Genomic DNA, 25126 nt, shown 5'->3' with positions numbered 1-25126 from the left:
AGAACCGCCATGAACAAACTGTTTTCTGCCGCTGCCATTCTGACCGCCGTTCTCGGCCTCGCCGCCTGCACCACCACCACGCCGCCCGCCGCCAATACTGCGCCCGTCGCCAACTTCACTGTCACTCCGGCCAGCGGCCCAGCGGCCCTGAGCGTTGCCACCGCCAACACCAGCAGCGATGCCGATGCGGGCGATACCCTGAGCTACGACTGGGACTGGGGCGACGGCAGTGCCCACAGCAGCGCGGCCTCGCCCAGCCACACCTACGCCGCCGCTGGGACCTACACCCTGACGCTCAAAACCACCGACAGCCACGCCGCTTCCAGCACCAAAACCGCCAGCGTCACCGTGACTGTGGCCGCGCCCGGTGGCCCTGCCGAGTTCTTTTCCCGCAGTGGCGCGGCGGTTCAGTCCCAGACCTTTACGCTCGGTACTGTGCCCACCACACTCACCTTTGCTCAGGGCACGGTTCTCACGTTTGCCCCCAACTCGCTGCAAGACGCCAGCGGTAACCCCTACAGCGGCCCGGTGAAGCTTGGTGTCCGCGAAATTCAGAACAAGGCCGATATGATCCTGAGTAACGTGCTGACCATCTCGGATCAGGCTCCGCTGGTGTCGGGCGGAATGTTCTTTCTGGACATCAAAACGCCCGCAGGCGCAGACCTCAAGATCAATCCGGCGGTGGGGGTGGGGGCCGCCGTGCCGCTCAAGGTCGCCCCCGATGACCGGATGAAGCAGTTTGTCGGCCAGTCCACCACCTGCGGGACCACAACGAACGGTACGCCAAACATGGGCAGTGGTCTGCCGATTGCCACAGGCGATTCCAGCGTGAACTGGTGCCCGGTGGGGGGGCAGTTCGGGGTCAACATGTCCACGCTTCCGGGGTCGTATGTCTTCAGCGTCTTCAACAAGGGCTGGATCAACTGCGATTTTTTCGGCAGCAATCCCAACCCCAAAACCACCGTTCATGTCAGCTTTGATCCCATCAATGATGCCAACACCATCGTGTTTCTGGTGCCGCAGGGCATCAATACGGTCATCGCGCTCTACACCCAGGACGGCCCCAACGCCCGCAAGAGCTACGACAACTCGCTGCCGATCGGTCTGAACGCCGAACTGGTCGCCCTCACCTTCAACGATGGCAAGCAGTATCTGGCCCACAAAACAATCACGGTGTCGGCCAACCTGAGCGAGAACCTGAGCTTCGGCGAGGCCACCGATGCCCAGATCAAGGCATACCTGACCTCCGTCAACTGAGGGGCCTCAGACTCACGCCCCAGCTGCTTTCTACGCCCACCGGTTTCCGACTCCGGTGGGCGTAGGCTTGTGGCATGACCTTATACACTTCGGAGCAAATCCTCTTCTGGGACATCGGCGGCGTGCTGCTCACCAACGGCTGGGACCGAGACCAGCGGGCCAAGGTGGTCTCGCGTTTCGGCCTGGACGCCACTGACTTTGCCGAGCGCCACAAACTGGTGATCTCTGAGCTGGAACTGGGCCGGCTGAGCCTAAACGAATACCTCGATCAAACGGTCTTCTTTCAGCCGCGTGACTTCGACCGGGACGAATTCTGGACGGCCATTCACGAGCAGAGCCGACCCGATCCTGAGGTGCTGGCGCTGGCCCGCCGCCTCAGCAGCAAGTACCGGATGTATTCGCTCAACAACGAGGGCTTTGACCTCAACAAGTACCGCATCGACACCTTCGGGCTGCGCGACTTCCTGCTGGGCTTTTTTACCTCGTGCTACCTCGGCGTGATGAAGCCCAACCCGGCCATTTACCAGCTCGGCGTGCAACTGGCCCACGCCGACGCCGCCCAGAGCATCATGATCGATGACCGGATGCAGAACGTGGAAGCCGCCCGCCGCACCGGAATGCAGGCGGTGCAGTATGTCTCGGCCCCGCAACTCCAGGCCGATCTGGCGGCGCTGGGGGTGGAGGTGTAGGCGGCTTTCCCCTGGGCCGGATTCATGACCGGGCAGTACGTTCGGCAAACCCGAAACAGCGCGCCTGAGTCGGGCGCGCTGCAAGGCCATGCGATGCTGGGCCAGCGTTCCTACATCCAGTCCTTGAAGAACGTCTTCATCCGCTCGCCGATGCTGGGGCCGGTCTTGACCTTCGGCTCTCTGGGTTCCTTCTTGACCTCGGTCTTCTCCGGCTTGGCGTCGGCGCGGCCCTCGGTCTTGGTGATGATCACCGACGGCTCCGGCGCGGTCACGGTTTCCGGCTTGGGGGCCGGGGCCGGTTTGGTCTTGACCTCGGCTTTGTCGAGCTGATCGAGCGAGAGGCCGGTGTCCTCGTGGGTCGCGCCGTAGAGCACCAGGCCCACCGAGGTGGCGTGGAGCGGGCCGCTGACGATATCGGTCAGGCCGCTGACGCCACGCGGTTTACCGATGCGGACCGGCAGCCGGAAACGCTCGCGGGCCAGCTCGACGACGCCGCGCATCAGGGCTCCGCCGCCAGTGAGGACCACGCTGCCCGCCACCAGCTCGATTGGCCCCAGGCCCCTGTCGATCTCGTCGCGGATCAGGTCGTAAATTTCGCTGACGCGCGGTTTGATGATGCGCGCCAGATCGAAGGCGCTGATGGCGTGGGTGACGCCCGCCGCCGTGGTGATTTCCAGCGTCAGTTCCTGATCGGCCAGTTCGGGCAGCGCCGCGCCGTATTTGCGCTTGACGTTCTCGGCTTCCTCCACCGGAATTTTCAGAATCTGCATCAGGTCGGCGCTGACATGGTCGCCGCCAATCGGGATGCTGGCACTGTGGGCCAGGTTGCCGCGTCGGAACACACCCACATCGGTGGTGCCGCCGCCCATGTCGATGACCACCACCGTCTGGTCGCGCTCGCCCGCGTCGAGGACCGCCAGCCCCGAGGCCAGCGACTGCAACACGAAGCCCTCGGTAATCAGACCCGCGTCCTGCACGCAGCGGCGCACGTTGGCCAGCGGTCCCGCCGCCCCGGAGACGATATGCACGTCCACTTCCAGCCTCACCCCGTGCATGCCCACGGCGCTCTTGATGCCTTCCTGACCGTCCACGACGTATTCCTGTGGAATGGCGTGAATGACTTCCAGGTTGGGATCGAGCGGCACAGCGCGGGCGTTCTCGATGGCGCGCTCCACGTCGGCGGCCGTGATTTCCTGGTTGCGGCGGATGGCGGCCAGCCCGTGCGAGGTGGTGGCCTTGACGTGGTGGCCCGAGACGCTGACGTAGGCGTGCGAGACCCGCACCCCGCTGACCCGCTCGGCGGCGGCGATGGACTGCTTGATGGCGTGGGTGGTGCGCTCCAGATTGACCACCGCGCCGCGCTTGATGCCCTCGCTGGGCACGGTGCCCTCGCCGATGATGTCGACGGTGCCGTGCGGGCCGATCTCGCCGATGACGGTGGTGATTTTGGTGGTGCCGATGTCCAGCCCCACGATAAACGGGTTATTTTTCATCTCTGGACGCTCACTCCCCACGGATATAAATTGATGCGGCCCACTGGGGCCTGGGTTTCGATGGCCTGACCATACTTGAGTAGCAGTGCCCTGTCGCCGCTCCAGATGGTGCCTTGATTGGTCTGCACCGTGATACCGGTTGGTGTATACGTCACTGACTCAACATTGTAACGCGAGAAGGCCCGCGCCGCGAACAGGGCGTCGGCGGTGCGGTCCGGTCCCCAACCGGAAATGACGGGGCCGGTGGGCGCGGCTCCCGGCAGCACGGTGCCGTCGTCGGCGATGACACCCAGCGCCCCGCTGCGCGCCCTCACCTGGGCCACCGGGACGCGCTCGGTGAGGCGAATCTCGATCCGGTCAGGAAAGACGCGGGTGAGCTGGGCCGAGGCCACCCAGGCGCTGTCGCGCAGTGCCCCGGCCCGCCACGCGCCGTAGTACAGCCAGCCGAAGGGCTTCTTTCCGCTGAGGCCCGCCAGGCGCTTGACTTCCAGGCTGGAAAGGTGGTGGTTGCCGCTGATCTGCACCGCTTTGATCGGCAGGTAACGCCACAGGGCGAACGCGCCCCCGGCGATGACCAGGGCCGACAGCACCACACTCAGAAACACCCCGTACTGCTGCCAGAAGCGGCGGTGGGGCAGTGGGGCGTCCGGCGGCGGGGTGGTTTCGGGCAGAGCAGGCGTGCCTGGCGCTGCGGCAGCCTTCAGCGGAGCGCGCGGTTTGCGGGCCAGATCGAAGGGAGCGGGCCTGAACGCCTGGGGCAGGCCAGGTGGCAACGGCTTTACGGCCACAGTTCGTACTCCAGTTCCATCTGGATGCCCACCCGCTGGCGGATCAGGGCCAGTAGCGCGTGAACGTCGCTGGCCGCCGCGCCGCCCAGATTGACGATGAAGTTGGCGTGTTCGGGCGAGATCATGGCCTGACCGATCTGCTGCCCCTTGAGGCCCGCCTCGTCGATCAGTTTGCCCGCGCTCACCCCGCCGGGATTCTTGAAAGCGCAGCCGGGGGTACGCATCTTGGGTTGGCCCTTGCGAGCCAGATCGGCCTGCTCCATCTTCGCGCCCACCGTCTCGGGCGTGCTGCGGCTGAGTTTCAGGCGTATCCGCGTCACGATGTGGTTTCTGGGAATGGCGCTGTGGCGGTAGCCCCAGGGCAAGTCGCTCGGTGAAAGCTGGCGCACGCCTCCGGGCGCGGCGATCTCCAGTTCAAACAGGCCGTCGAACATCTCGCCGAAGCGGGTTCCGGCGTTCATCCACACCGCGCCGCCGACCTGGGCGGGCACGCCCACCGTGCCTTCCAGACCCGACAGCCCCAGCCCGCGCAGCTTGCGGAGCAGGCCCGGCAAGGGTACCCCGCCGCCCACCCAGCCGCTGACGAAGTGCTCGGGCGTGCTGTCCGGGGCAGCTTCCAGGTCGGTTTCGGCAAATTCGCCGCCCAGCCGGATGACCCGCTCGCCCAGGCCCGCGTCGGCCACCACCAGGTTGCTGCCGCCGCCCAGGATGCGGTAGGACGCTTCCATCGCCTCGCGGAGCTGCTCATGGTCACTGACAGTCCAGACTTCCGCCTCGCCGCCGACGCCCAGGGTGGTGAAGCGAGAGAGGGGCAGGCGCTCGACCTTCGCGCCGCTGACCGCCTTCTTGGGTGCGGCAACCATCACGGCGCGTCCTTGGCCAGTTCACGGGCCACCTTCCACACGTCGCCCGCGCCCATCGTCACGATGATGTCGCCGGGTCGGGCGCTGCCGCGCAGGTAAGCTACGGCGTCCTCGCGGCGCGGGTAGTAGCGGGCGGCCTTGTGGCCGTTCTCGCGTAGGCGCTCGCTGATCAGTGTGGCGTGAATGCCCTCGATAGGCACCTCGGATGCGGCAGCAATATCCAGAATCAACACCTCGTCGGCGCTCATCAGGCTCTCGGCCAGCCGGGGCCAGCTCTGCTGGGTTCTGAGGTAGCGGTGCGGCTGAAAGACCACCCGCACCCGCCGTCCGGTCTGACGTGCGGCCTGCACGGCAGCAGCGACCTTGGTGGCGTTGTGGGCGTAGTCGTCCACGATCAGCGCCCCCTTCAGCGTGCCGATGTGCTGCCAGCGGCGGCCCGGTCCACGGAAGGCGGCCAGCGCGGCGGCGGCTGGCCCGAACGCCCCGCCGTAGAGGTCGGTGACGGCCAGCGCCGCCAGCGCATTGAGCACGTTGTGGGTGCCGGGTAGGCCGACCCGCGCCTCGCCCAGCCGCTCGCCGCGCCGCTCGACGTCAAAGGTGGTGCCGGACTCGTCGGGGCGGATGTTCACGGCCCGGTAGGTGCTGCCCTCTGACGCGCCGTAGGTCAGGGCGTCGGGATGGCCGACCACGAAGCTGTCCAGGCCCGGCCAGTCGGCGCAGTAGAGCACCCGCTCGGCCTGGGCCACGAAACGGGCGAAGGCCGCGTGCTGCTCCTCGACGCTGGGCCAGTAGGTTGCCAGCTCACTGCCCTCGGCTCCGCCCACGTGGTCGTCCTCGGCGTTGGTGAAGACGGCAGTCTGACACACGGCGTACTGGAAGTTGCGGTCCGATTCGTCCACCTCGGCGACAAACGGCCCCGCGCCGATGCGGGCGTTGCTGCCGCCCTGCCCGGTGCCTGTCTTCTGGGGGCCGAATTCCGGCACGATGCCGCCGACCAGCGCCGCCGGGTCGAGGCCCGCGCCCATCAGCGCCACCGCGATCATCGAGGTGGTGGTGGTCTTGCCGTGGGTACCGACCACGCCGATGGAGGGTGAGGCCGAGAGCAGTTCTTTGAGGAGCGCCATGCGTGGGCGCACCTCCACCTCGGCCTGACGGGCGGCTTCGAGTTCGGGATGGTTCTTGCTGACGGCCTCGGAGGCGATCAGCACGTTGACCCCCTGCACGTGCGACGGGTCGTGGCAGTGGGCCACTGCAATGCCCTCGCGCTCCAGTTGGGCGGTCAGTTCGGACAGGTGCTCGTCGCAGCCGCTGACAAGGTAGCCGCGCGCCTTGAGCAGCCGGGCGAAGGCCGACAGCCCGATACCGCCGATCCCCATCAGGTGAAAGTGGGGCTGTGCGGGCTGCTGGGAAGATGAGTGAGTGGAGGGTGCAGCTTGAACGGCAGGATTTGAAACGCCCACTTCAGGTGCAGGGGGCGGGGAAGAAATCAGTTCGGCGTTGCTGTTGGTCATGTGGCCTCTCGCCGGGCGTGGGCCAGCACCAGATCAGTCAGCCGCCCGGTGGCTCCCGCAGGGCTGCGGGCCAGGGCGGCGCTCTGCATGGCGCGGCGGCGCTGCGGCTCCAGACACTCTAACACCGCCCCGCCCATCTGGGCCGACACGCTGGGCTGCTCGATCACCTGCCCCGCGTCCGCTGCCGCCACCGCGCGGGCATTAAAGAGCTGATGGTTCTCCGAGGATTCTGGCAGCGGCACCATCAACGTCGGCACGCCGTAGAAGGCCGCCTCGGCCAGTGCGCCGGTGCCCGCCCGCGTGACCGCGATATCCGCCGCCGACCAGGCCGCCACCGCGTCCACGTAGCCTTCGACGCTGTACCACTCCAGATCGGCCACGCGCGGCGCGACGTTGCTGATCCAGCGCGGCCCGCAGGCATGCAGCACCTGAATGGGGCCGTGAACCGACCCGCCGCCGGGGAAAGTGGCCCGCAGCACTTCCGGCAGCACGTTGTTGAGTGCCAGGCTGCCCTGTGAGCCGCCCATGATGAACAAAGTCAGGCGCTGCGGGTCGAGGTTCAGCCGGGTCAGCGCCTCCGTGCGCTCCAGGCGCTCCTCACGCACTGGCATGCCGACCAGCACGGCCTTGCGCCCACTCAGCCCGGCCACCACCGGGTAGGCGGTGCCCACCGCTCTGGCGAGGCGCACGGCCAGGCGCTGGGTCAGACCCAGGCGGGCATTCTGCTCGTGCAGCACGGTAGGCAGCCCCAGGCTCTGGGCGGCCAGCACCCCTGGTAAGCTGGCAAAGCCGCCGAAGCCCACCACCACTGCCGGGCGGGTGCGGCTCAGCCAGCGCCGGGCCTCCACCAGCCCGCTCCCGGCCCGCAGCAGCTCACGTGGGTCGGCCCGGCCCTGACCGCTGCGGGCCAGCTTGCCCGCCTGCACGCCGAAGAAGTTCAGGCTCTGCTCGGCGGCGATGCGCTCCTCCATGCCGCCGCGCTGGCCCAGCAAGGTGACCTGGTGGCCGCGTGAGAGCAGCTCAAAGGCGGTGGCCACCGCCGGGTAGATGTGTCCACCCGTGCCGCCCGTGGACAAAACGACTTCGCTCATTGAGGGAAGTCTAGCAAGCGGCAGCGTCGATGGAGGAGCAGCTCACCGATTCCGGAACTGTTCGGGTCTGTGTCACTGTCAAGAGCGAAAAAGGCCGCCCTCACCCGGCGACCCTTTCTATTCAGTTTGTTCGTCTCACGGCCTACCGCTGCCCACTCAGTCTGCCGCGATCAGCTCCGGCGTCTGCTCCTCTTCGGGCAGGGCACTCTTCACCTCGCGCAGGGCCGAGTGAATGACCGCCAGGGCAATCGAGATGCTCAGCATGCTGGAAAATCCGTAGCTGACCAGTGGCAGCGGCACGCCCGTCACCGGGAAGACACCCGCCGCCACCGCCAGATTCACGAACGCCTGGCCCACGATCATATACATTGCCCCGGTGGCCATGATGCTGGCTCCGTGCAGGTTGGGCGTCATCGGGCGCACGCGGGCGGCGAGCTGGCCGACTTGCAGGGCGGTGGACACCACCAGCCAGTAGGCGAAGATGACCATGGTGACGCCCAGCAGCCCAGTGGAAAAGCCCACTGAGGCAATGGCCAGGTCAGTGTGGTCGGCGAAGTACGGATAGCGCGGGGCCTCGGGTCCCTGGCCCCAGATGCCGCCGAAACTCAGATCGCGGTGGGCCATGCCGATCTGGTCGAGGCCCTTGACCACCACGTTCTGGGCATCGTCGCCGCGCGCGAGAAACGAGGTCAGGCGGTTGAAGATGTAGGGATGGCGCTCCAGATAAATGCTCAGCCAGGGGAGGGCCAGCAGTGCCAGGGCAAACAGCAGCGCCGTGATGTTGGTAAACCGCACCCCGGCGGCGTACATCAGCACGATGCCGAGCGAGAACATCAAGACGGTGGTGCCCAGGTCCGGTTCGATCAGCACCAGCATGGTGGTCAGGGCGATCATGCCGGTGGCCGAGATCAGCTTGCGGTAGACCCCCCGGCGTGCGAAGAAGCTCGCCAGCATCAGAATCAGGGCCAGTTTGGCGAACTCGGACGGCTGAAATTGCAGCGCACCGTTGAACAGCCACCGCTTGGTGCCGGGAGATGTTTCTGTGCCGTGACCGATGAAGCGCACCAGCACCAGGAGCAGCAGGGCGAACAGCCAGGCGGGTGTGGCCAGCTTGAGGAAGACCTTGGGCCGCAACTGTGACAGCCCGGCGGTGAGCAGGATGGCCACCACCGCCTTGATGACCTGATCCGGCAAGCGGTCCGGGTCGGCGGTGCCGACGGCCAGCGTGCCCAGTACCAGCAAGAGGACCTGGGCCAGTAGCAGATTGGCACTCATATTCATACCGGCACCTCCGCAGGCGCGGCCTGAGCACTGACCCAGGCCCTGGCCGCCGCTGTGAAGACGTCTCCGCGCTCGGTGTAATCGCGGTAGAGATCGAAGCTGGTGCCGATGGGGGCCAGCAGCACCGTGCCGCTTGCCTCTCCCTCTTCATCTGTCAAGAATTCAGCGGCGAGCCGCACCGCTTCCCTCAGGGTGGCCTCGCCGCTCAGTTCGCCGAACGCCACCACCTGATACGGCAGCCCCAGTTGGTGGGCCAGTGCTTCGCCGTCTTGACCGAAGGCGATGACCTGCTTGACCTTGCCCTCGGCGGCGCGGCGCAGCGGTCCCAGATCCGCGCCCTTGTCACGCCCGCCGACCAGCCAGGCAATCGGCGCGGCGGCCTGCTGGAGGGCGGCCTCCACCGCCACCGTGCGGGTGGCAATCGAGTCGTTGACGAATCTCAGCTTATTCAGGCGGGCCACCGTCTCGAAGCGGCCCTGGACCGGGCGGGCGGCGAGCAGGCCAGCGCCGAGCCGGGCCGGGTCTACTGGCCTGCCGAGACGATTGAGCATCCCTTCCGCCGCCAGCAGCGCCGCCGCCGCGTTGGCCGGGTGGACGCCTTCCGGCAAGTCGCTGGCCCTCAGCACCACCTCGCCGCCGCTGAGGGCCAGCACCGCCGGGTCGAAGTGCTGCACCTGCGCCCGCGTCGGCATGCTCAGGTCGAGCGGCAGGATCAGCAGATCGCTTTCATCCTGCGCCCGCGTGATGTTGCGCTTGGCGGCGTGATAAGCCTCGACGCTGCCGTGCCGGTCGAGGTGGTCCACCGCCAGATTGGTGATGACGGCCACGGCGGGCGCAAACTTGGTGACCCGTTCGAGCTGAAAACTCGACAGCTCCACGACGGCGACTTCGGCCTCGTCAATGATGTCGAGCAGCGGCGGGTCGATGTTGCCGCCCTCTAGGGCGTTCACTCCGCAGGCGCGCAGCAGCGCCGCGATCAGGACAGTCGTGCTGCCCTTGCCTGCCGTGCCAGTGACGCCCACCATCGGCAGTGTGGGCCGGGCGCGGGCGGCCAGCTCGGCCTCACCGATGATCTCGGCTCCCCGCTGCCCCAGTTGCAGCAGATCGGGGTGGTCAATGGGGACACCTGGCGCGGCAATCACCGTGCGGTAAGAGCGCTCAAGGTCGGCGGGCGAGAACCCGAACTGGGCGGCCAGATCGAGGTCCTCGGCGCTGGGCCGGGCATCGAACCAGTCGGCGGTCACGCCCTCCCGGGCCAGAAACCGCAGTACGCCGCGTCCGCTGCGTCCCAGACCATAAATCAACGTCTGGGGCGCGGCGGCGGGAAAAATGTCAGATGGTGGTGTCACGCCGTTCAGCGTAGCGCAGCGCGGCCGCGACTCAGGGACGGGCGGTAGGCTGCGGGCATGGCCCTTACTCCGTCTGCTCTGCCCCAGTCCCCTTTCACTCAGCCGGTCGTCTTGGTAGACGCCTTCACGTCGCGCGCTTTCCGGGGCAATCCGGCGGGCGTCTGCCTGCTCACTGCGCCTGCGGAAGCTGGTTGGATGCAGCTCGTCGCCCGTGAACTCAACCACGCCGAGACCGCCTTCGTCTGGCCGCTGGACACCGGATTCTCACTGCGGTGGATGACCCCCACCACCGAGGTGGATCTGTGTGGGCACGCAACGCTGGCCGCCGCACATGCGCTGTGGGAAAGCGGAGTGCTGGCTCCACATGAGGTGGCCCGCTTCCAGACGCTCAGCGGTGCCCTCAGTGCCCGTCAGATCGGCGACTGGATAGAGCTGGACTTTCCCGCCGAGGTGGCTGAGGAAACACTGCCGCCCCTTGATCTGGCTGAACTGCTCGGCGCACCGCCGCTGTGGGTGGGCAAGAACCGCCTGGATTATCTGGTGGAACTCGCCTCGGCCGCGCAAGTGCGCGCCCTCAGTCCCGATCTGGGCCGTTTTGGGCCACTGGGCGTGCGCGGCGTCATCGTCACGGCGGCGGGCGACGACGGCTACGACATGGTGTCGCGCGGGTTTTTCCCCAATATCGGCATTCCTGAGGATCCGGTCACAGGATCGGCCCACTGCGCCCTCGCGCCGTTCTGGGCGGCCAAACTGGGTCGCCTCGAACTGAGCGCCTATCAGGCGTCGGCGCGCGGCGGCGAGTTGCGTCTGAGGCTGGAAGGCCAGCGGGTCAAGCTGCTGGGTCAGGCGGTGACGACGCTGCGGGGATTCATAGCGGGGCCGCAGACGCTTCGGAGTTCAGTTGCTTCTCCAGCCAGCCCAGCAACCGGGCGGTGACCTCGGCCTGCACGGTGTCGTTGAACAGTTCGTGATAGCCGCCCTCAATTTCCAGATACTCGATTTCGGGCCGGGGGGTGAGGGCCGTTCCCGCGGTCTCGGCGAAGCGCCGCGAGCCGCGTACGTCGGCCAGCTTGTCCTCGCTGCCGTGTACGATCAGCGTGGGCAAGCGCCACTGGGGATACTGGGCCGTGAGCTGGCGGCTGACCCGCAGCATGCTGGCCGCCGTCAGGGCCGGAACCTTACCCCGGTAGACCTGCGGGTCGCTGTCGTAGGCGCTGACTTCCTCGGCGATGCGCGACAGGCCGCCCGACTCGAGTGCCGTGACCGGCAGGCTGGGAAAGAATCGTCCCAGCACGCCGCTGAGCGCTTTGAGGGCGGCGCTCTCGCCCTCGCCGACCAGTAAGAGGGGACTCGACAGGACGGCTCCCGCCAGGCCGCGCGGGTCGCGCAATACCGAGGCCGCCGTCACCAGCCCGCCCATGCTGTGCCCGAAGGCGAACAGCGGCACGCCCAGGCCGCGCAGCGCTTCCCTGGCCCGCAGATGATCGCCGACCAGCACGTCCACGTCCACCACCGCCCGCGCGCCCGGCGACTGGCCGTGTCCACGTTGGTCGTAGCTGTAGACGCTCAGCCCCATCTCCGTCAGCCCCTGGATGACCCGCCGGTAGCGGCCCAGGTGTTCGGCGTACCCGTGGGTCAGCAGCACTGCGCCCCGCTCGTGGGGGGCCGCGAAGTGCTGGCCGTACAGGGCGGGGCCGCCGACATCGAAGGTCCAGGGCTGGGCGCTGGTGGGTTGTGACATGGGTGCAGTGTAGAGCCAAAGCAGTGGAGAGGACCAACACAAAAGCCCGGCCGCACTGGGCCGGGCTTTTGCGAGGAATCAGTGGATTAGAAGCGGAACTTCAGACCAGCGGCCACCGAGCTGATGTTGTCGTTGGTGCCGTCGAAGTAGTAGTGCTGGCGGGCCTCGCCGAACAGGGCGACCCTATCGAGCACGCGGTAGTCCACGCCGATCAGCAGTTCGCCGAAGGTGGCGCTGGTCAACGTCGAGGGGCGCTCGAGGTTGTAGCCGCCGCCCACGCCCAGGATGCCGTCGAAGCGTCCGGTGGTGCCGCGGTAGGTCAGGATGCCCGAGACACTGTTGCCGGGGGTGCTGCCGCTCACGGTGATGTCGCCGGTCAGGCGCACGCCGAAGTTACCGAACAGCGAGTCGTTTCCGACCATCACGCGGGCCATTGTGCCGACGGCGTTTTGCAACACGCCGTAGTACGACGCACCGATGTAGTTGCCGTAGCGGAAGGGTGCGGCGGGCGGCACGAAGTCGCGCCCCGCCGGGCCTTGCGGTCCGACCTCGCCCTGCACGCCCTGGATACCCTGGGCACCGTCCGCCCCGGCTGCGCCGTCCGCACCATCGGCTCCGTCAGCACCGTCCGCTCCATCGGCCCCATCCGCACCCGCCGGGCCGACTTCACCCTGCGCACCTGCCGGACCTGCCGGGCCTTGGGCACCGTCCGCCCCGGCTGCGCCGTCCGCTCCAGCTGCGCCGTCCGCACCCGCCGGGCCAGTTTCGCCTGCCGGACCAGCTGCGCCGTCGGCACCCGCCGGGCCAGTTTCACCTGCCGGACCTGCTGCACCGGCAGTCGGTGCGGGCATGTTGTTCAGGGCTGCTTGCAGGTCGGCGATGGCCTTGTCCTGGGCGTCCACCCGCGCGGTGAGGGCCTTGAGGCCGTCGAGCGCGTCCTGCATGCCTTTACGCAGCACGTCGAGGTCGGCGGGATTGAAGGTGTTGGCAGGCATCTGGGCCAGCAGGCGGGCGAGCACCTGGGCGACTTCCTGACGGGTGATGGGGTTGCACCAGTCGAAGCTGCCATCGGGGTAGCCGATGAACAGGCCCTTGGACGTGACCAGATCGATGGCTTCCTTGGCCCAGCCGCCTTCAGTGCAGGGCGGCATGACCATGGCGGGCTTGGGCATGGCGGGCATGGGCTTGGGAGCGGGGGCAACCGGCATGGGCTTGGCCGGGGTCACGATGGGGGCCGGGCCAGCGCCGCCAGCGAGCGCACTGCCGCCGATCAGCAGGGTCAGGGTGGTGCTCATCAGGGTGTGCTTCATAGTTCCTCCAGGGTGAGAGTCAGGGTCGTGAATCAGCAAAACGGGTTTGCCACTGTGCTCACATCTACGGCCAATTGTGTCACATACTTCGGCCCAGGCGTGACACTTGACTAACCGAGTCTTCATCAACGTCTTCATCGACGGCAAGCTAGGGATGAGACGGCAGCATAGCAGAACCTTCTCATCTGGTTGTCAGAAAGCCCACGAAACGGCAGCTTCCGCACGCGGGCTGAGCTGCGCCCGGGGCGTTTCCTGAAGGTGTCCAGAGGCCGTTCTCATTTGGTGCGGTGGGCCAGGGCGTTTCATGCAGGCATGGCAAACATCGAACGCAAGGCCAATGCCCGCTGGTCAGGGGACCTCAAAGACGGCAAGGGCACCCTCAGCACCGGCAGCGGCGTGTTGCAGGAGCAGGCCTACAGCTTCAAGACCCGCTTCGAGGACGCCCCCGGCACCAACCCTGAGGAACTGCTGGCGGCGGCCCACAGCGGCTGCTTTACCATGCAGCTCGCGGCCATGCTGGCTGCCGACGGTCACCCGGCCCGGCTGCTCGCCACCGACGCCACCTGCGTCATGGAACCGGCGGGCGCAGGCTTCAAGATCACCAAGATGAAGCTGATGGTGCGCGGCGCGGTGGACGGTCTCGACCAGGTCGCCTTCGAAGTGGTGGTTGCCAAGGCCGCCGAACTTTGCCCGCTGAGCCAGATTATGAAAGGTAATGTGCAGATCGAACATGAGGCGGTGCTCGAAAACTAGCGTCTCATTTGCCTCTGGTCTTCACGCCCTGGCCCGGTGCTGGGGCGTTTTGCTGGCGACATCCAAAGCTGAGTCCTTAAGAAACCCCCGCACCTTCCAATCTTCCTTTGCCTAGAATGCAGCCCATGACCGAAACGATCTCCGCCGATATGTCCGCTTCCGTGCCGCAGGCGGGCGAGTGGTACAAGAGCGCCGTCTTCTACGAACTCTCGGTGCGAACCTACGCCGACGGCGACGGCAACGGCAAGGGCGATTTTCCGGGGCTGACTGGCAAGCTCGATTATCTGCGCAGTCTGGGCGTGGACTGCCTGTGGCTCCAGCCGTTTTACCCCAGTCCGCTGCGCGACGACGGCTATGATGTCGCCCACTACACCGACGTCCACCCGGACTTGGGCACCCTGGACGACTTCAAGGTCTTTCTGAGGGAGGCCCATTCGCGCGGCCTCAAGGTCGTCACCGATTTCGTGACCAACCACACCTCCAATGAGCATGCCTGGTTTCAGGCGGCGCGCAAGGGACCGACCCTGCCCGACGGATCGGAGAATCCGTATTACCACTACTACGTCTGGAGCGACACCGGTACCGAGTATCCCGAGGCGCGGATTATTTTTACCGACACCGAGACGAGCAACTGGACCTACGACGAGCAGGTGGGCAAATTCTTCTGGCACCGCTTTTTCTCGCATCAGCCGGACCTCAATTTCGACAACCCTGAAGTCACCAACGAGTTGCTCGACGCCGCGCGCTTCTGGCTCGAACTGGGCGTGGACGGCTTCCGGGTGGACGCCGTGCCGTATCTGGTCGAGCGTGAGGGCACCAACTGCGAGAACCTGCCTGAGACGCACGAGATTCTCAAGCGGATCCGGCGGCTGGTGGACAACGAATACCCTGGCAGGCTGCTGCTGGCCGAGGCCAACCAGTGGCCCGAGGACGTGGTCGAGTACTTCGGGACCGACGCGGACCCCGAGTTTCACATGTGCTTCAACTTCCCGGTGATGCCCAGGCTGTTCATGAGCCTCAAGCGCGAGGACACCTCCAGCATCCGCGAGATCATGAACCGCCTGCCCGCCATTCCCAGTTTCGGGCAGTGGGGCACTTTCCTGCGCAACCACGACGAGCTGACCCTGGAGATGGTCTCGGACGACGAGCGGGCCTTTATGTACGCCGCTTATGCGCCCGACACCCGCATGAAGATCAACGTGGGCATCCGCCGCCGCCTGTCCTCGCTGCTCGACAACGACCGGCGCAAGGTGGAGCTGCTGACCACCGTGCTGCTGGCCCTGCCCGGCAGCCCGTTCATGTACTACGGCGACGAGATCGGCATGGGCGACGACCTCTCACAGGCCGACCGTAACGGGGTGCGGACCCCGATGCAGTGGAACGCCAGCACCTCCGGCGGCTTCTCGACGGCGGCCCCCGCCGACTGCTTTTTCCCGCCGATTCAGGACCCGGTTTACGGCTTTGCCCGCGTCAATGTCAACAGTCAGGAGCAGGACCCTTCCAGCCTGCTCAAGTGGCACTCGCGCCAGCTTGAACTGCGCCGCCGCCACCCGACCTTCGCGCACGGCGACCTCAACTTCGTTGATACCAACAACCCGGCGATTCTGGCCTTCACCCGCCGCACCGAGGAAGAAACCCTGCTGATCGTCAGCAACTTTGCCGCCAACGCTCAGGCTGTTGAACTCGACCTGAGCGCCTACATCCACCGCACGCCGGTCACGCTGGCAGGAGCCAGTCCCTTTCCGCGCATCGGGGAAGGACCGTACACCATGACGCTGGGCAAGTACGACTATTACTGGATGCGGCTGAACTGAGATTGGATTGTTGCTGCTGGAGAGAGCCGAATTCCGACCGACGACATTGAAGGCGGAAAGTTGCAGCACAGGGAAAACAGCACAGGGAATAAGGGAAGGGGCCAGTCATATTGACTGGCCCCTTCCCTGGGATTGAATCTCTCCGCCGCTTAGCTGCGCCCGCCGCCGCCGCCGAAAATGCGCAGCAAAAACAGGAACATATTGATGAAGTTCAGGTAGAGGGAGAGCGCACCGTAGATCGCGCCCTTCTCGGCGTTGTCGCCCTCGACGCCGCTGAGCGCCATGTTGCGCAGCATCTGGGTGTCGTAGACGGTCAGGCCCGCGAACAGCAGCACGCCTATGACGCTGATGCCGAGATTGAGCGCCGCGCCGCCGACCCAGATATTGATGAACATGGCGACGACCAGCCCGATCAGGGCGAACAGAAAGAAGCGCCCCATGCCCGACAGATCGCGCTTGATGACGTAGCCCACCACGCTCATGGCCCCGAAGGTGAGTGCGGCGGTACCGAAGGCCGAGTAGACCGCCTGGGTGGAGTACACCATCAGCAGGCCCGAGAAGGTCAGCCCGGTGATGGCGGCGTAGACCATGAACAACAAGCCTGCCACAGCGCTGCTGATGCGCGGCAGCAGAAAGCTCATCCCGAGAACGACACCGAGCTGCACGATCAGCAGCGGAAAGCGGATGCTCATGACCTGGGAAGCCAGGTTCTCATTCGAGGCGGTAATGTAGGCGATGGCGGCGGTCAGGACGAGTCCGGCGGCCATCCAGGAGTACGTGCGGTTCATGAACGAACGCACGAGCGATTCGGTGCGGGTCGCAGTTAGTTGCATACACCACAGGATACGCGGGCGACCTGACAGGGGTTCCCGACTTGTCCTGCGGTATGTTCACCCATCCTTTAACTCGGCCCTCTCAAGCGAGTGGGCGCTTAAACTACGGGTTTATCTGTGTTCCCTGAGCAGCAGCGCCACCGGGAAGAATTCCAGCACCTTGGCGAGCGCGATCTTGTCGTCCCGGACCCGGAAGCGCTCGCCCGTGACGGCGCTGCGGTAACTGCCGCTGGGCAAGCTCAGGCTGCGGCTGCCCCAGACCTCGCCCAGTGCCCAGGGCTGCTGGCCCTTGGTGAGGGTACAGGTCAGGCGCGGAGCCACCGTGACGGCCAGCGTGCCCTCCCACTCGCGCGCGAAGGCCAGGATGTGCTTGCCGCCGCTGAGCGCCTGGTAGTGGCCCTCGGCAAACAGGGCCGGGTTGTTCCGGCGGGCTTGCAGCGCCGCCCAGGTGGTCAGCAGCTTGACGCCGCCGCTCTGGTAGCGCCTGAGCAGTTCTCCGGCCAGCCCCAGCGGGTCTTTCTCGTGGCGCTCCTCGATGCGCCGCAGCAGGCTGCTCAGGCGGGCGTAGTCCACCGGGCGGCGGTTGTCGGGATCAACCAGCGACTGATTCCAGCCCTCGTTGCCCTGGTAGATGTCGGGCACGCCGGGGGCAGTCAGCCGGATGAGCGCCGCCGAGAGGCTGTTTTGCGCGCCGTGCGGGCTGATCTGCTCGTGAAAGGTCTGCACACTGTCGGTGAACTCGTCGGAGGCCAGCAGCCCGCGAATCAGCGTGTCGAGCGCCCCCTCATACGCCCCGTCGGGGGCGGCCCAGGAGGTGTGCAGCTTGGCCTCGCGGGCCGACTTGAGCATGGCGGCGCTGAGGCGGTCCGCCAGCCCCTCCTGCTGGCCGTCCAGCGGCCAGATGCCCAGCAGGTTCTGGAACATCATGATCTGGTCGCCGCTACTAGGAGCCTGCCCTGCGCCGTCCGGCAGGGTCTGCTCAAGGGCGCGGGCCAGGCGGCTCCAGTGGCTCAGGTAGGCCGCCCAGGTCTGCGGCAGCTCGCTCAGCACCGCGATGCGGGCGCGGGTGCCCTCGCCGCGTTTGGTGTCGTGGGTGCTGGTGCTCAGCATGGCGTGCGGCCACTTCTCGCTTCTCTCGCGGGCCTGGGCGTGAAAGGTGCGCGGCGGTGTGCCGAAGATGGCCGGGTCCCCGCCGACCTCGTTGAGGCACAGCAGCCGCCCGTAGCGGTAAAAGGCGGTGTCCTCGGCTCCCTTGGCTGTCACCGGGCCGGTGAGCTGCTGAAAGCGGAAGGCGAATTCGGCGTAGCGCTCGCGGGTCGCCTGATCCGGCGCGTCCAGAGTCAGCACCGCCTTCAGAAAGTCGAACAGGCTGCCGTCGAGGTCGCGGTTGAGCTTGCGGGCGTCCTTGATGGCGTGATTGATTTTGGCGTCGTCGCCGCTCTCGCGCCCGCCCAGGCGCACGTAGGTGCGGTACACCGGAAAGGCCGCGATCACCTCGCGCAGCACCTCGCGCAGACTGCTCAGGGTAAAGTCGCGCCACCTCAGATCGGCCTCGGCCAGCCGCTCCAGGTGCTCGGCCAGCACGTTGACCTCGGAGGCCAGGCTGACCCGCTGAATGAGTTCCTTGGTGTCGTGCAGAATCTGGCCGTAGGTCTTGCGGTCGCCAGTGAAGCGCCGGTAGATGCCGCTGATCTCGTCCTCGTTGGCGCTCTCCACGAACACGCCGCCGAGCTGCGCCAGAAAGTCGTAGCCGGTGGTGCCGTAGATCGGCCAGTTGGGCAGCCGCTCGCCGGGTTCCAGAATCTTCTCGGCCAGCACGTACAGCGGTCTGTCGCCCGGCACATACGGCACGCCCAGCACCCCGGCGGCCCGCTCCTGTAAGGTTTCGAAGTACCCGGCGGGGTCGTAGAGGCCGTCGGTATGGTCGAGCCGCACCCCGGCGATCACGCCTTCCTTGATCAGCTCGAACAGCTTGGAGTGTGCCCACGCGAACACGCGGGGGTCCTCGATGCGCAGCGCCGCCAGATCGTTGATGTCGAAGAAGCGGCGGTAGTTGATCTGCTCGGAGGCCACTTTCCAGTAGCTCAGACGGTAGTTCTGCTCCTGAATTAGCGTGTCGAGACGCGGCAGGTCGGCGTTGAGTTCGGCTAGGGCGCGGCCCAGCGCGGTCTCGATGGCTCCCACCTCGGCCAGCGCCAGGAGTCTGCGCTCGATGACCGCACTCTCGCGCGCCCGGCTCTCGCGCTCGGCGTCACTGAGATCGGCGCTGCTGCGCGGCAGGTTGGTCGCCTGCAAGGCCAATGAGGCCAGATCCGAGCGGGCCTCATTGCCCTCAGGCAAATCGCAGAGTGCCCAGGTCCGTTCCAGAATCGGGGCGGTCTGGCGCGGTGAGAGCGGGAAGGTGCGCCCGAAGTAATCGAGGCCGAGTTCGCCGCCGTGCCGGACCACCTGCAACTCGCCGCGCTCCAGTACCCGCCCGTACTGGTCGCCCAGCACCGGCAACAGCACCTTGCCGCTGAGTGCGCGCTTGAGCGGCTCCCAGGCGATGTCGAAGAAGTGGGCGTAGCGGCTGGCCAGCCCGTGCCTGAGCACATCTTCCCAGTAGGGGTTGTGGCCGCCCGCAATGCCCATGTGGTTGGGCACGAAGTCGGCGATGATGGTCATGCCGTGTGTCTGAGCGACCTGCCACAGCTTTCTCAGTCCCTTCTCGCCGCCGAGTTCGTCCGAGACCCGGCTGTGGTCGGTGGCGTCGTAGCCGTGCGAGCTGCCCGGCGTGGCCTGCCAGATGGGGGAGAGGTAGAGTGTGCTGATGCCCAGCCGGGCCAGGTAGGGCACCACCCTGGCCGCGTCGCGGAAGTCGAAGCGGCCAGGGTGGCCGCCTGGCTGCTCGATGGGGCCATGCAGTTGCAGGCGGTAGGTGGCGCGCGGAATCTGCGCGGTCTGCGGCGAAGATGGGGCCTCTGGTGATGGCTGGGCCTCCTGAACCGCCGCCGTCATCCGTCGCCCAGCAAGGCGGCTTCACCAGCTCCCAGCGTGGGTGTGCGGCTACTCTCACTGTGAAAGACCAGCCTGGAGGGTAACTCGAAGGGCAACCCGAGGTGCGCGAGATCAGCTTCTGCCTTGCCGGTGTTCCACAGCAGCGCCCGCTCGCCTGTTTCGGTCTTCCAGCGCACCCACAGCACGTCTTCAAGGTGCCCCGCCGCCAGAACCTGCCGGGTACGCCCACTCAGCACCGGGTCGGTGCGGCGAAGAGAGAGCAGGTCCTGATACAGCTTGAGGGTCTGGGCGTGTTCGCCCTGCTGCCGCTCGGCCCAGTCGAGCTTGGCCCGCTCGAAGGTGGCGCGGGCCTGCGGGTCGAGCACTTCACCGGTAAAGCCCTCGAAATGTCCGAACTCCTTCTTGCGGCCCTCGCTGACCATTGCGCCGAGTTCGCCGTGGTGGTTCGAAAAGAAAGGAAACGGCGTGCTGGCGGCCCATTCCTGGCCCTGGAAGATCAGCGGCGTCGTCGGCAGCGCGAGCAGCAAGGTGCTGGCTCCCCGGAAAGCGGCGGATGAGACACGCTGCACGTCGGTCATCCGGTCGCCCTGGGCGCGGTTGCCGATCTGGTCGTGGTTCTGAATGAAATAGACGAAACTGGGCGATTCCAGGGCGTCGGCACGCTGGCCGCGCAGGTTGCCGGGCAAGGCGTGGTCTTCCATCGGCCAGGTCTGACCCTCATAGGTCCAGCCCCGATTGATGACGTTGGCGAGCGCCGCCGCCCCGCCCGCAAACGCCATGTAGTAGCCGTCCTGGTCGCCGGTCAGCGTCACCCGCACCTCGTGGTGGAAGTCGTCCACCCAGATACCGTCGAGGTGGTAGTCGGTCACCAGCATCGGCAGGTTGCGGTAGTCCTCGGCCAGCATCAGGTGATTGCCGCCGAGTTCGTGAACCTCCGAGGCGAGTTCTTGCAGAATGTGAATCTCGGAGTCGTCGGGCATGCTCTGGGTGGCGTCGAGCCGCAGGCCGTCGAAGTGGTACTCGCGCAGCCACATCCGGGCGTTCTCGGTGATCAGCCGCCGCATGTGGCGCTCGCCGTAATCGAGGCCGTCACCCCAGGCACTCTGAAACTTGTCGGTGAAGTAGCGCGGGCTGTAACTCTTGAGGTAATTGCCGTCGGGGCCGAAATGGTTGTAGACCACGTCCAGAAAGACGGCCAGCCCCAGCTCATGGGCCGCGTTCACGAACGCCTTGAGGTCTTCCGGGCGGCCATACGGCGCGTGCGGCGCGTATAAGGCTACCCCGTCGTAGCCCCAGCCGTACTCACCTGCGTAGGCGGCCAGCGGCATCAGTTCGACGGCGGTGATGCCCAAGGCCTTCAACTCCGGCAACTTCTCCTGAGCGGCCCGGTAGGTGCCCTGGGGCGTGAAGGTGCCGATGTGCAGTTCGTAAAACACGCACTCGCCCAGCGGAATGCCGGCCCAGTTGATATCCGTCCAGCCGTGGGCACTGAAGTCGATGACCTCGGCCTCGCCGTGAACGCCGTCCGGCAGGAAGCGGGCGTAGGGATCGGGGGTGGGCACGCCGTCCAGCACGAACTGGTAGCGGGTACCGGGGCCGAAGGGCAGCACAGTCTGGTGAATGCAGTCGTGTTCGGGGTCCTCGCTGCATTCCAGCGGGTAGTCCTGGCCGCCGATGCGGACGGCGACGGTCCGGGCCTCGGTGGACCAGACCCGGAAGCGGGTACCCGTACCGCCGGGCAGCACCTGCGCGCCGAGCCGCTCGCCGGGCGAGACGGGCATGTGGGTGGGGTGCGGGATGGAGAAAATGGTGGGAGCTGCCTGGGCAGAATCGGGGTGGGACATGTCAGACCTCCTGACAGGGAAAGTGAATAGAAACACTTGAGTACTGCGCCGCTGGACACGGACTGTTTTCTGCGCGGCTGTTGGTGTCTACGCTACGTCAATTGCCCGGCCCGCCCGATGAGAAAGCGCTCAATGGCCGGGCAGGTTTTTTTTCTGCTGGAATGTGAAAGCGCCGCCCGACACAGTCATGCGGGGCGGCGATGAGCAGCTTAGCTCACATTCATGCGGGCGCGGTTTCGCTGCGCGCACAGCGGTAGAGCTTGACGCTGCGGGCGTGTAGGGTGGTCTCGCCGCCTGCCGCGACGCGCTCCTCGGCCCCGTCGTCGTAGGTGTCGAGCAGCAGTTCCCACTCGCCGCAGCCGCCAAGTTCCGGCAGGGTGAACGGCAGATCGATGTAGGTGCTGCTCAGCATCAGCAGCAGGTGGTCGTCGCGGACCGGCTGTCCCATGGCGTCCACATCGTTGAGGCCGTCGCCGTCCAGAAACACGCCCAGGCTCTGGGTCTCGGCACTCTGCCAGTCGCTGTCAGTCATCTCCTGGCCGTCGAAGCGCAGCCAGACGATGTCGCGCACGTCCTCACCGCGAATGGTACGGCCCGAGAAGAACTTGCGGCGGTGCAGCGCCGGGTGCTCGCGCCGCAGCTTGAGCAATTTTTGCGTGAAGGCCAGCAAAGGCCCGTCCACGTTGTCCCAGTCGTACCAGCTGATCTCGTTGTCCTGACAATAGGCATTATTGTTGCCCTGCTGGGTGCGCCCGATCTCGTCGCCGCCCAGGATCATCGGGGTGCCCTGAGACAGCACCAGGGTCGCCAGCATGTTGCGCTGCTGCCGCGAGCGCAGGGCTTCAATCTCGGGGTCGTCGGTGGGGCCTTCCGCGCCGCAGTTCCAGGATTTGTTGTCGTTATGACCGTCGTTGTTGCCTTCCTGATTGGCGTCGTTGTGCTTGTCGTTGTAGCTCACCGTGTCCCGCAGGGTAAAGCCGTCGTGGGCGGTCATGAAGTTGATTGAGGCATACGGCTTGCGTCCGTCACTCTGGTAGAGGTCGCTGCTGCCGGTCAGGCGGTAGCCGATTTCCGAGGCCAGCCCGCCCGCGCCCTGCCAGAAGGCCCGCATGTCGTCGCGGTAGATGCCGTTCCACTCGGCCCAGTTGACCGGGAAGTTGCCGACCTGGTAGCCGCCCTCGCCCACGTCCCAGGGCTCGGCGATCAGTTTGACCTGGCTGATGATCGGGTCCTGGTGAATGATGGTGAAGAAGCTGGACAGCTGATCGACCTCGTGCAGCCCGCGTGCCAGCGTGGACGCCAGGTCAAACCGGAAGCCGTCGATATGCATCTCGGTGATCCAGTAGCGCAGCGAGTCCATGATCAGTTGCAGTGTCTGGGGATGGCGCACGTTGAGGCTGTTGCCGGTGCCGGTGTAATCGAAATAGTGGCGCTCGTCGCCGGTCACCAGACGGTAATAGGTGGGGTTGTCAATGCCCTTGAAGCTCATGGTCGGCCCCAGGTGGTTGCCCTCGGCGGTGTGGTTGTACACCACGTCCAGAATCACTTCTATGCCTTCTTTGTGCAGCGCCTTGACCATGCCCTTGAACTCGGCGATGACGCCCTGCGGGTCATTCTGGCGGGCAGCGGCGGAGTAGCGCACTTCCGGCGCGAAGAAGCTCAGCGTGGAGTAGCCCCAGTAATTGTCCAGGCCCTTGTCGAGCAAAAAGGGATCGTCCACGTGCAGGTGCACCGGCATCAGCTCGACGGCAGTGATGCCGAGTTCCTTGAGGTACTTCAGCGTCGGCGGATTGGCGATGCCCGCGTAGGTGCCGCGCAGCTCCTCGGGCACGTCCGGGTGGGTCATGGTCAGGCCGCGCACGTGGGCCTCGTAGATCACCGACTGGTGAAACGGCACGTTGGGCGGCTGGTCGCCCTGCCAGTCGAAGCCGGGGTCAACCACCAGGCCCAGCGGCGCGCCGCGCTGGTCTTCGGTCTGCATGGTGTTGTCTTCGTCGCCCGGTACGTAGGCAAACACGCCCTTGTCAAACTGCTCGGTGCCCTCCACCGCCTTGGCATACGGATCGAGCAAGACCACGTGCGGGTCGAAACGCAGGCCGCGCTCGGGGGCGTACTCGCCGTCAACGCGGTAGCCGTAACGCTGGCCCGGCTGCACGCCCGGCACGTAAGCGTGCCACACGAAGGCGGTCTGCTCGGTGACCGGCAGACGGGTCTCGGTACCCTCGGCGTCAAAGAGGCACAGCTCGACGCCGGAAGCGTGCTCGCTGTAGAGGGCGAAATTGGTGCCGTGTCCGTCCCAGGTTGCGCCGAGTGGGTGCGGCGTGCCGGGTCTGGTTTGCATGGTCATAGAGGTGACTCCTTTCAAAAGCCGCCCCAGTGTCAAGGTGGCTGTACTGGTTCATCTGGATGGAGGTGGTGCTGGACATCAACTGTGTGTCTGGGCCGCCGTCGTAGGGCTGCCTCAAAGCGGGTGTGAGTTTATCAGAGGCCTCTCACCGGGAGCCGAGGCATCGGTTACAGAACTGGGGGAGAAGGGCGTCAGGTTCCGTCCACCACGTCCCAACGCAGCAGAAAAGCCGCGCCCAGCGGGAAAGCGGGCGCGTCTAGACGAGGCGTTGATCATTTGTTTAGGGTCAGGGTTGCTCAACGCCGGGCGGCAGGTCCTCAGAAATTGAGCTGGGTGCGCGGCTTTTGCAACTGCGCCAGCTTGTCGGGGGTCCACAGTTCGTAGCTGTACATCGGGTACTGCCGCTTGAAGCGCCCGACCTTGTCCCAGACTTCCGCCGACTCGCGCGGGGCCACCAGAATCAGCTTCAGGATCATGTCCATGTTGTCGTAGACGTAGAAATCGAAATAAAAGGTCTGCTCCTGGCCCTTGTCGGTAAACAGCGGAAAGGGAAAGGGGCGGTAGCGCCAGGGCTTGTGTCGGTCGCCGAGCAGCCGGGCCGCCACCCGCTTGAGGTTGCTGTCGGGAAAACGCTGCTCCGCACCGTCGAGGTCACGAAACACCGTCTCGGGCGCAGGCGCGGCCAGATCGACGCCGATGGCCGCGCCCCTGGGTCCGGTCTTCTTGGGGGCCGTTCCTTTGAAGCTGCCTCCCCTGAAGCCGCTTCCCCTGGACCCAGTTGTCCTGGACTGGGTTTCCCCGGACTTCGGTCTGCCGGGCCCCTGGCCGGGACGGCGAGGATCATCCTGGTAGTTGTCTCTGGCCTGCCTGGTGTCGGTGTGGCCTGCGCCGCCCAGGCCGCTGGCGGTGGGCCGGGCGGTCTGGCGGGCGTCGCTGGCCTTGGCTCCGCTCCGGCCCTCGGCACTTCGGCGGTCCTTGCTGGGGCCGCCCGGACGCGAGGGGCCAACCTTGCTGAGTTCGCGGGCGGATTTGGCTCCGCCGCGCCGCGAGGCGGGTTGTTTGGTGGCTGATTTCTTGGCAGGGCGTTTGGGGCCAGTCATACCGAGTAGTCTAGAGCCTGGCCCGTGGCCGGAACTGTTGCGAACAGATGGTGCGTCTGACGCCG

19 protein-coding genes are annotated in these 25126 nt (G+C 66.2%); 5 read left to right on the top strand and 14 right to left on the bottom strand.

Annotated elements, in window-relative coordinates; all coding sequences use genetic code 11:
- Positions 1-9 precede the first annotated feature (9 nt).
- Positions 10-1257 (top strand): PKD domain-containing protein, encoded by a 1248-nt coding sequence (locus tag N0D28_RS14455; protein ID WP_260560182.1) that lies wholly within the window; start codon positions 10-12, stop codon positions 1255-1257.
- 74 nt (positions 1258-1331) lie between these two features.
- Positions 1332-1946: an HAD family hydrolase gene (locus N0D28_RS14450; protein ID WP_260560181.1), complete on the top strand. Its 615-nt coding sequence runs from the start codon at positions 1332-1334 to the stop codon at positions 1944-1946.
- Positions 1947-2056: 110 nt separating this feature from the next.
- Here the strand turns inward: N0D28_RS14450 and ftsA are convergent, their stop codons facing one another.
- From ftsA to murD, 7 genes are all read right to left on the bottom strand, one after another.
- Positions 2057-3439, bottom strand: a complete 1383-nt coding sequence (ftsA, locus tag N0D28_RS14445; protein WP_260560180.1) for a cell division protein FtsA — start codon at positions 3437-3439, stop codon at positions 2057-2059.
- Positions 3436-4227 (bottom strand): cell division protein FtsQ/DivIB, encoded by a 792-nt coding sequence (locus tag N0D28_RS14440; protein WP_260560179.1) that lies wholly within the window; start codon positions 4225-4227, stop codon positions 3436-3438. The genes ftsA and N0D28_RS14440 overlap by 4 nt, the downstream gene beginning before the upstream one ends.
- A complete protein-coding gene (locus tag N0D28_RS14435) occupies positions 4218-5090 on the bottom strand; it encodes a UDP-N-acetylmuramate dehydrogenase (RefSeq protein ID WP_260561924.1) in 873 nt (290 codons plus the stop codon). Before N0D28_RS14435 ends, N0D28_RS14440 begins: the two co-directional genes overlap by 10 nt.
- Positions 5090-6466, bottom strand: coding sequence for a UDP-N-acetylmuramate--L-alanine ligase (murC, locus tag N0D28_RS14430; protein ID WP_260560178.1), 1377 nt, complete (start codon positions 6464-6466; stop codon positions 5090-5092). Before murC ends, N0D28_RS14435 begins: the two co-directional genes overlap by 1 nt.
- A 131-nt stretch (positions 6467-6597) precedes the next feature.
- The gene (murG, locus tag N0D28_RS14425; RefSeq protein ID WP_260560177.1) at positions 6598-7692 is read right to left on the bottom strand and encodes an undecaprenyldiphospho-muramoylpentapeptide beta-N-acetylglucosaminyltransferase; all 1095 of its coding nucleotides are present in this window, start codon (positions 7690-7692) and stop codon (positions 6598-6600) included.
- A gap of 156 nt (positions 7693-7848) precedes the next feature.
- Complete coding sequence (locus tag N0D28_RS14420; RefSeq protein WP_260561923.1) at positions 7849-8967, bottom strand: FtsW/RodA/SpoVE family cell cycle protein; 1119 nt, start codon at positions 8965-8967, stop codon at positions 7849-7851.
- A gap of 2 nt (positions 8968-8969) precedes the next feature.
- Positions 8970-10322, bottom strand: a complete 1353-nt coding sequence (gene murD, locus N0D28_RS14415) for a UDP-N-acetylmuramoyl-L-alanine--D-glutamate ligase (protein ID WP_260560176.1) — start codon at positions 10320-10322, stop codon at positions 8970-8972.
- Between the two features lie 57 nt (positions 10323-10379).
- Between murD and N0D28_RS14410 the strand changes: the two genes are divergently transcribed.
- Positions 10380-11258 carry a PhzF family protein gene (locus N0D28_RS14410; RefSeq protein WP_260560175.1) on the top strand — a complete coding sequence of 293 codons (879 nt, stop codon included), beginning with the start codon at positions 10380-10382 and terminating at the stop codon, positions 11256-11258.
- Here the strand turns inward: N0D28_RS14410 and N0D28_RS14405 are convergent.
- Complete coding sequence (locus tag N0D28_RS14405; protein ID WP_260560174.1) at positions 11191-12063, bottom strand: alpha/beta hydrolase; 873 nt, start codon at positions 12061-12063, stop codon at positions 11191-11193. The genes N0D28_RS14410 and N0D28_RS14405 overlap by 68 nt on opposite strands.
- 86 nt (positions 12064-12149) lie before the next feature.
- Complete coding sequence (locus N0D28_RS14400; protein ID WP_260560173.1) at positions 12150-13373, bottom strand: S-layer homology domain-containing protein; 1224 nt, start codon at positions 13371-13373, stop codon at positions 12150-12152.
- Positions 13374-13685: 312 nt separating this feature from the next.
- Here N0D28_RS14400 and N0D28_RS14395 point away from each other — a divergent pair, with 312 nt between their 5' ends.
- Together N0D28_RS14395 and treS are read left to right on the top strand one after the other, a co-directional pair.
- Positions 13686-14126 (top strand): OsmC family protein, encoded by a 441-nt coding sequence (locus N0D28_RS14395; protein WP_260560172.1) that lies wholly within the window; start codon positions 13686-13688, stop codon positions 14124-14126.
- A 125-nt stretch (positions 14127-14251) separates the two neighbouring features.
- Positions 14252-15940 (top strand): maltose alpha-D-glucosyltransferase, encoded by a 1689-nt coding sequence (gene treS, locus N0D28_RS14390; RefSeq protein WP_376777634.1) that lies wholly within the window; start codon positions 14252-14254, stop codon positions 15938-15940.
- Positions 15941-16089: 149 nt separating this feature from the next.
- Here treS and N0D28_RS14385 read toward each other — a convergent pair whose 3' ends face one another.
- The 5 genes from N0D28_RS14385 to N0D28_RS14365 all read right to left on the bottom strand — a co-directional run bounded on the left by N0D28_RS14385 (position 16090) and on the right by N0D28_RS14365 (position 25061).
- Positions 16090-16773 carry a Bax inhibitor-1/YccA family protein gene (locus N0D28_RS14385; protein WP_260560171.1) on the bottom strand — a complete coding sequence of 228 codons (684 nt, stop codon included), beginning with the start codon at positions 16771-16773 and terminating at the stop codon, positions 16090-16092.
- Between the two features lie 111 nt (positions 16774-16884).
- A complete protein-coding gene (gene treY, locus N0D28_RS14380; RefSeq protein ID WP_260560170.1) occupies positions 16885-19770 on the bottom strand; it encodes a malto-oligosyltrehalose synthase in 2886 nt (961 codons plus the stop codon).
- The gene (treZ, locus tag N0D28_RS14375; protein ID WP_376777633.1) at positions 19767-21614 is read right to left on the bottom strand and encodes a malto-oligosyltrehalose trehalohydrolase; all 1848 of its coding nucleotides are present in this window, start codon (positions 21612-21614) and stop codon (positions 19767-19769) included. The genes treY and treZ overlap by 4 nt, the downstream gene beginning before the upstream one ends.
- Positions 21615-21834: 220 nt before the next feature.
- Positions 21835-23955: a glycogen debranching protein GlgX gene (gene glgX / locus N0D28_RS14370; RefSeq protein ID WP_260561918.1), complete on the bottom strand. Its 2121-nt coding sequence runs from the start codon at positions 23953-23955 to the stop codon at positions 21835-21837.
- A 323-nt stretch (positions 23956-24278) separates the two neighbouring features.
- Positions 24279-25061, bottom strand: coding sequence for a hypothetical protein (locus tag N0D28_RS14365; protein ID WP_260560169.1), 783 nt, complete (start codon positions 25059-25061; stop codon positions 24279-24281).
- Positions 25062-25126: the final 65 nt, after the last annotated feature.

It is taken from the genome of Deinococcus rubellus (assembly GCF_025244745.1).
In the GTDB taxonomy this organism is placed as follows: Bacteria; Deinococcota; Deinococci; order Deinococcales; family Deinococcaceae; genus Deinococcus; species Deinococcus rubellus.
This window is presented reverse-complemented; position numbering and strand designations above follow the sequence as displayed.

Coding starts and splice junctions, on each gene's coding strand:
- N0D28_RS14455 (WP_260560182.1), top strand. CDS start 10: ATGAACAAACTGTTTTCTGCCGCTGCCATTCTGACCGCCGTTCTCGGC.
- N0D28_RS14450 (WP_260560181.1), top strand. CDS start 1,332: ATGACCTTATACACTTCGGAGCAAATCCTCTTCTGGGACATCGGCGGC.
- ftsA (WP_260560180.1), bottom strand. CDS start 3,439: ATGAAAAATAACCCGTTTATCGTGGGGCTGGACATCGGCACCACCAAA.
- N0D28_RS14435 (WP_260561924.1), bottom strand. CDS start 5,090: ATGGTTGCCGCACCCAAGAAGGCGGTCAGCGGCGCGAAGGTCGAGCGC.
- murC (WP_260560178.1), bottom strand. CDS start 6,466: ATGGGGATCGGCGGTATCGGGCTGTCGGCCTTCGCCCGGCTGCTCAAG.
- murG (WP_260560177.1), bottom strand. CDS start 7,692: ATGAGCGAAGTCGTTTTGTCCACGGGCGGCACGGGTGGACACATCTAC.
- N0D28_RS14420 (WP_260561923.1), bottom strand. CDS start 8,967: ATGAGTGCCAATCTGCTACTGGCCCAGGTCCTCTTGCTGGTACTGGGC.
- N0D28_RS14410 (WP_260560175.1), top strand. CDS start 10,380: ATGGCCCTTACTCCGTCTGCTCTGCCCCAGTCCCCTTTCACTCAGCCG.
- N0D28_RS14405 (WP_260560174.1), bottom strand. CDS start 12,063: ATGTCACAACCCACCAGCGCCCAGCCCTGGACCTTCGATGTCGGCGGC.
- N0D28_RS14400 (WP_260560173.1), bottom strand. CDS start 13,373: ATGAAGCACACCCTGATGAGCACCACCCTGACCCTGCTGATCGGCGGC.
- N0D28_RS14395 (WP_260560172.1), top strand. CDS start 13,686: ATGGCAAACATCGAACGCAAGGCCAATGCCCGCTGGTCAGGGGACCTC.
- treS (WP_376777634.1), top strand. CDS start 14,252: ATGACCGAAACGATCTCCGCCGATATGTCCGCTTCCGTGCCGCAGGCG.
- N0D28_RS14385 (WP_260560171.1), bottom strand. CDS start 16,773: ATGCAACTAACTGCGACCCGCACCGAATCGCTCGTGCGTTCGTTCATG.
- treY (WP_260560170.1), bottom strand. CDS start 19,770: ATGACGGCGGCGGTTCAGGAGGCCCAGCCATCACCAGAGGCCCCATCT.
- treZ (WP_376777633.1), bottom strand. CDS start 21,614: ATGTCCCACCCCGATTCTGCCCAGGCAGCTCCCACCATTTTCTCCATC.
- glgX (WP_260561918.1), bottom strand. CDS start 23,955: ATGCAAACCAGACCCGGCACGCCGCACCCACTCGGCGCAACCTGGGAC.
- N0D28_RS14365 (WP_260560169.1), bottom strand. CDS start 25,061: ATGACTGGCCCCAAACGCCCTGCCAAGAAATCAGCCACCAAACAACCC.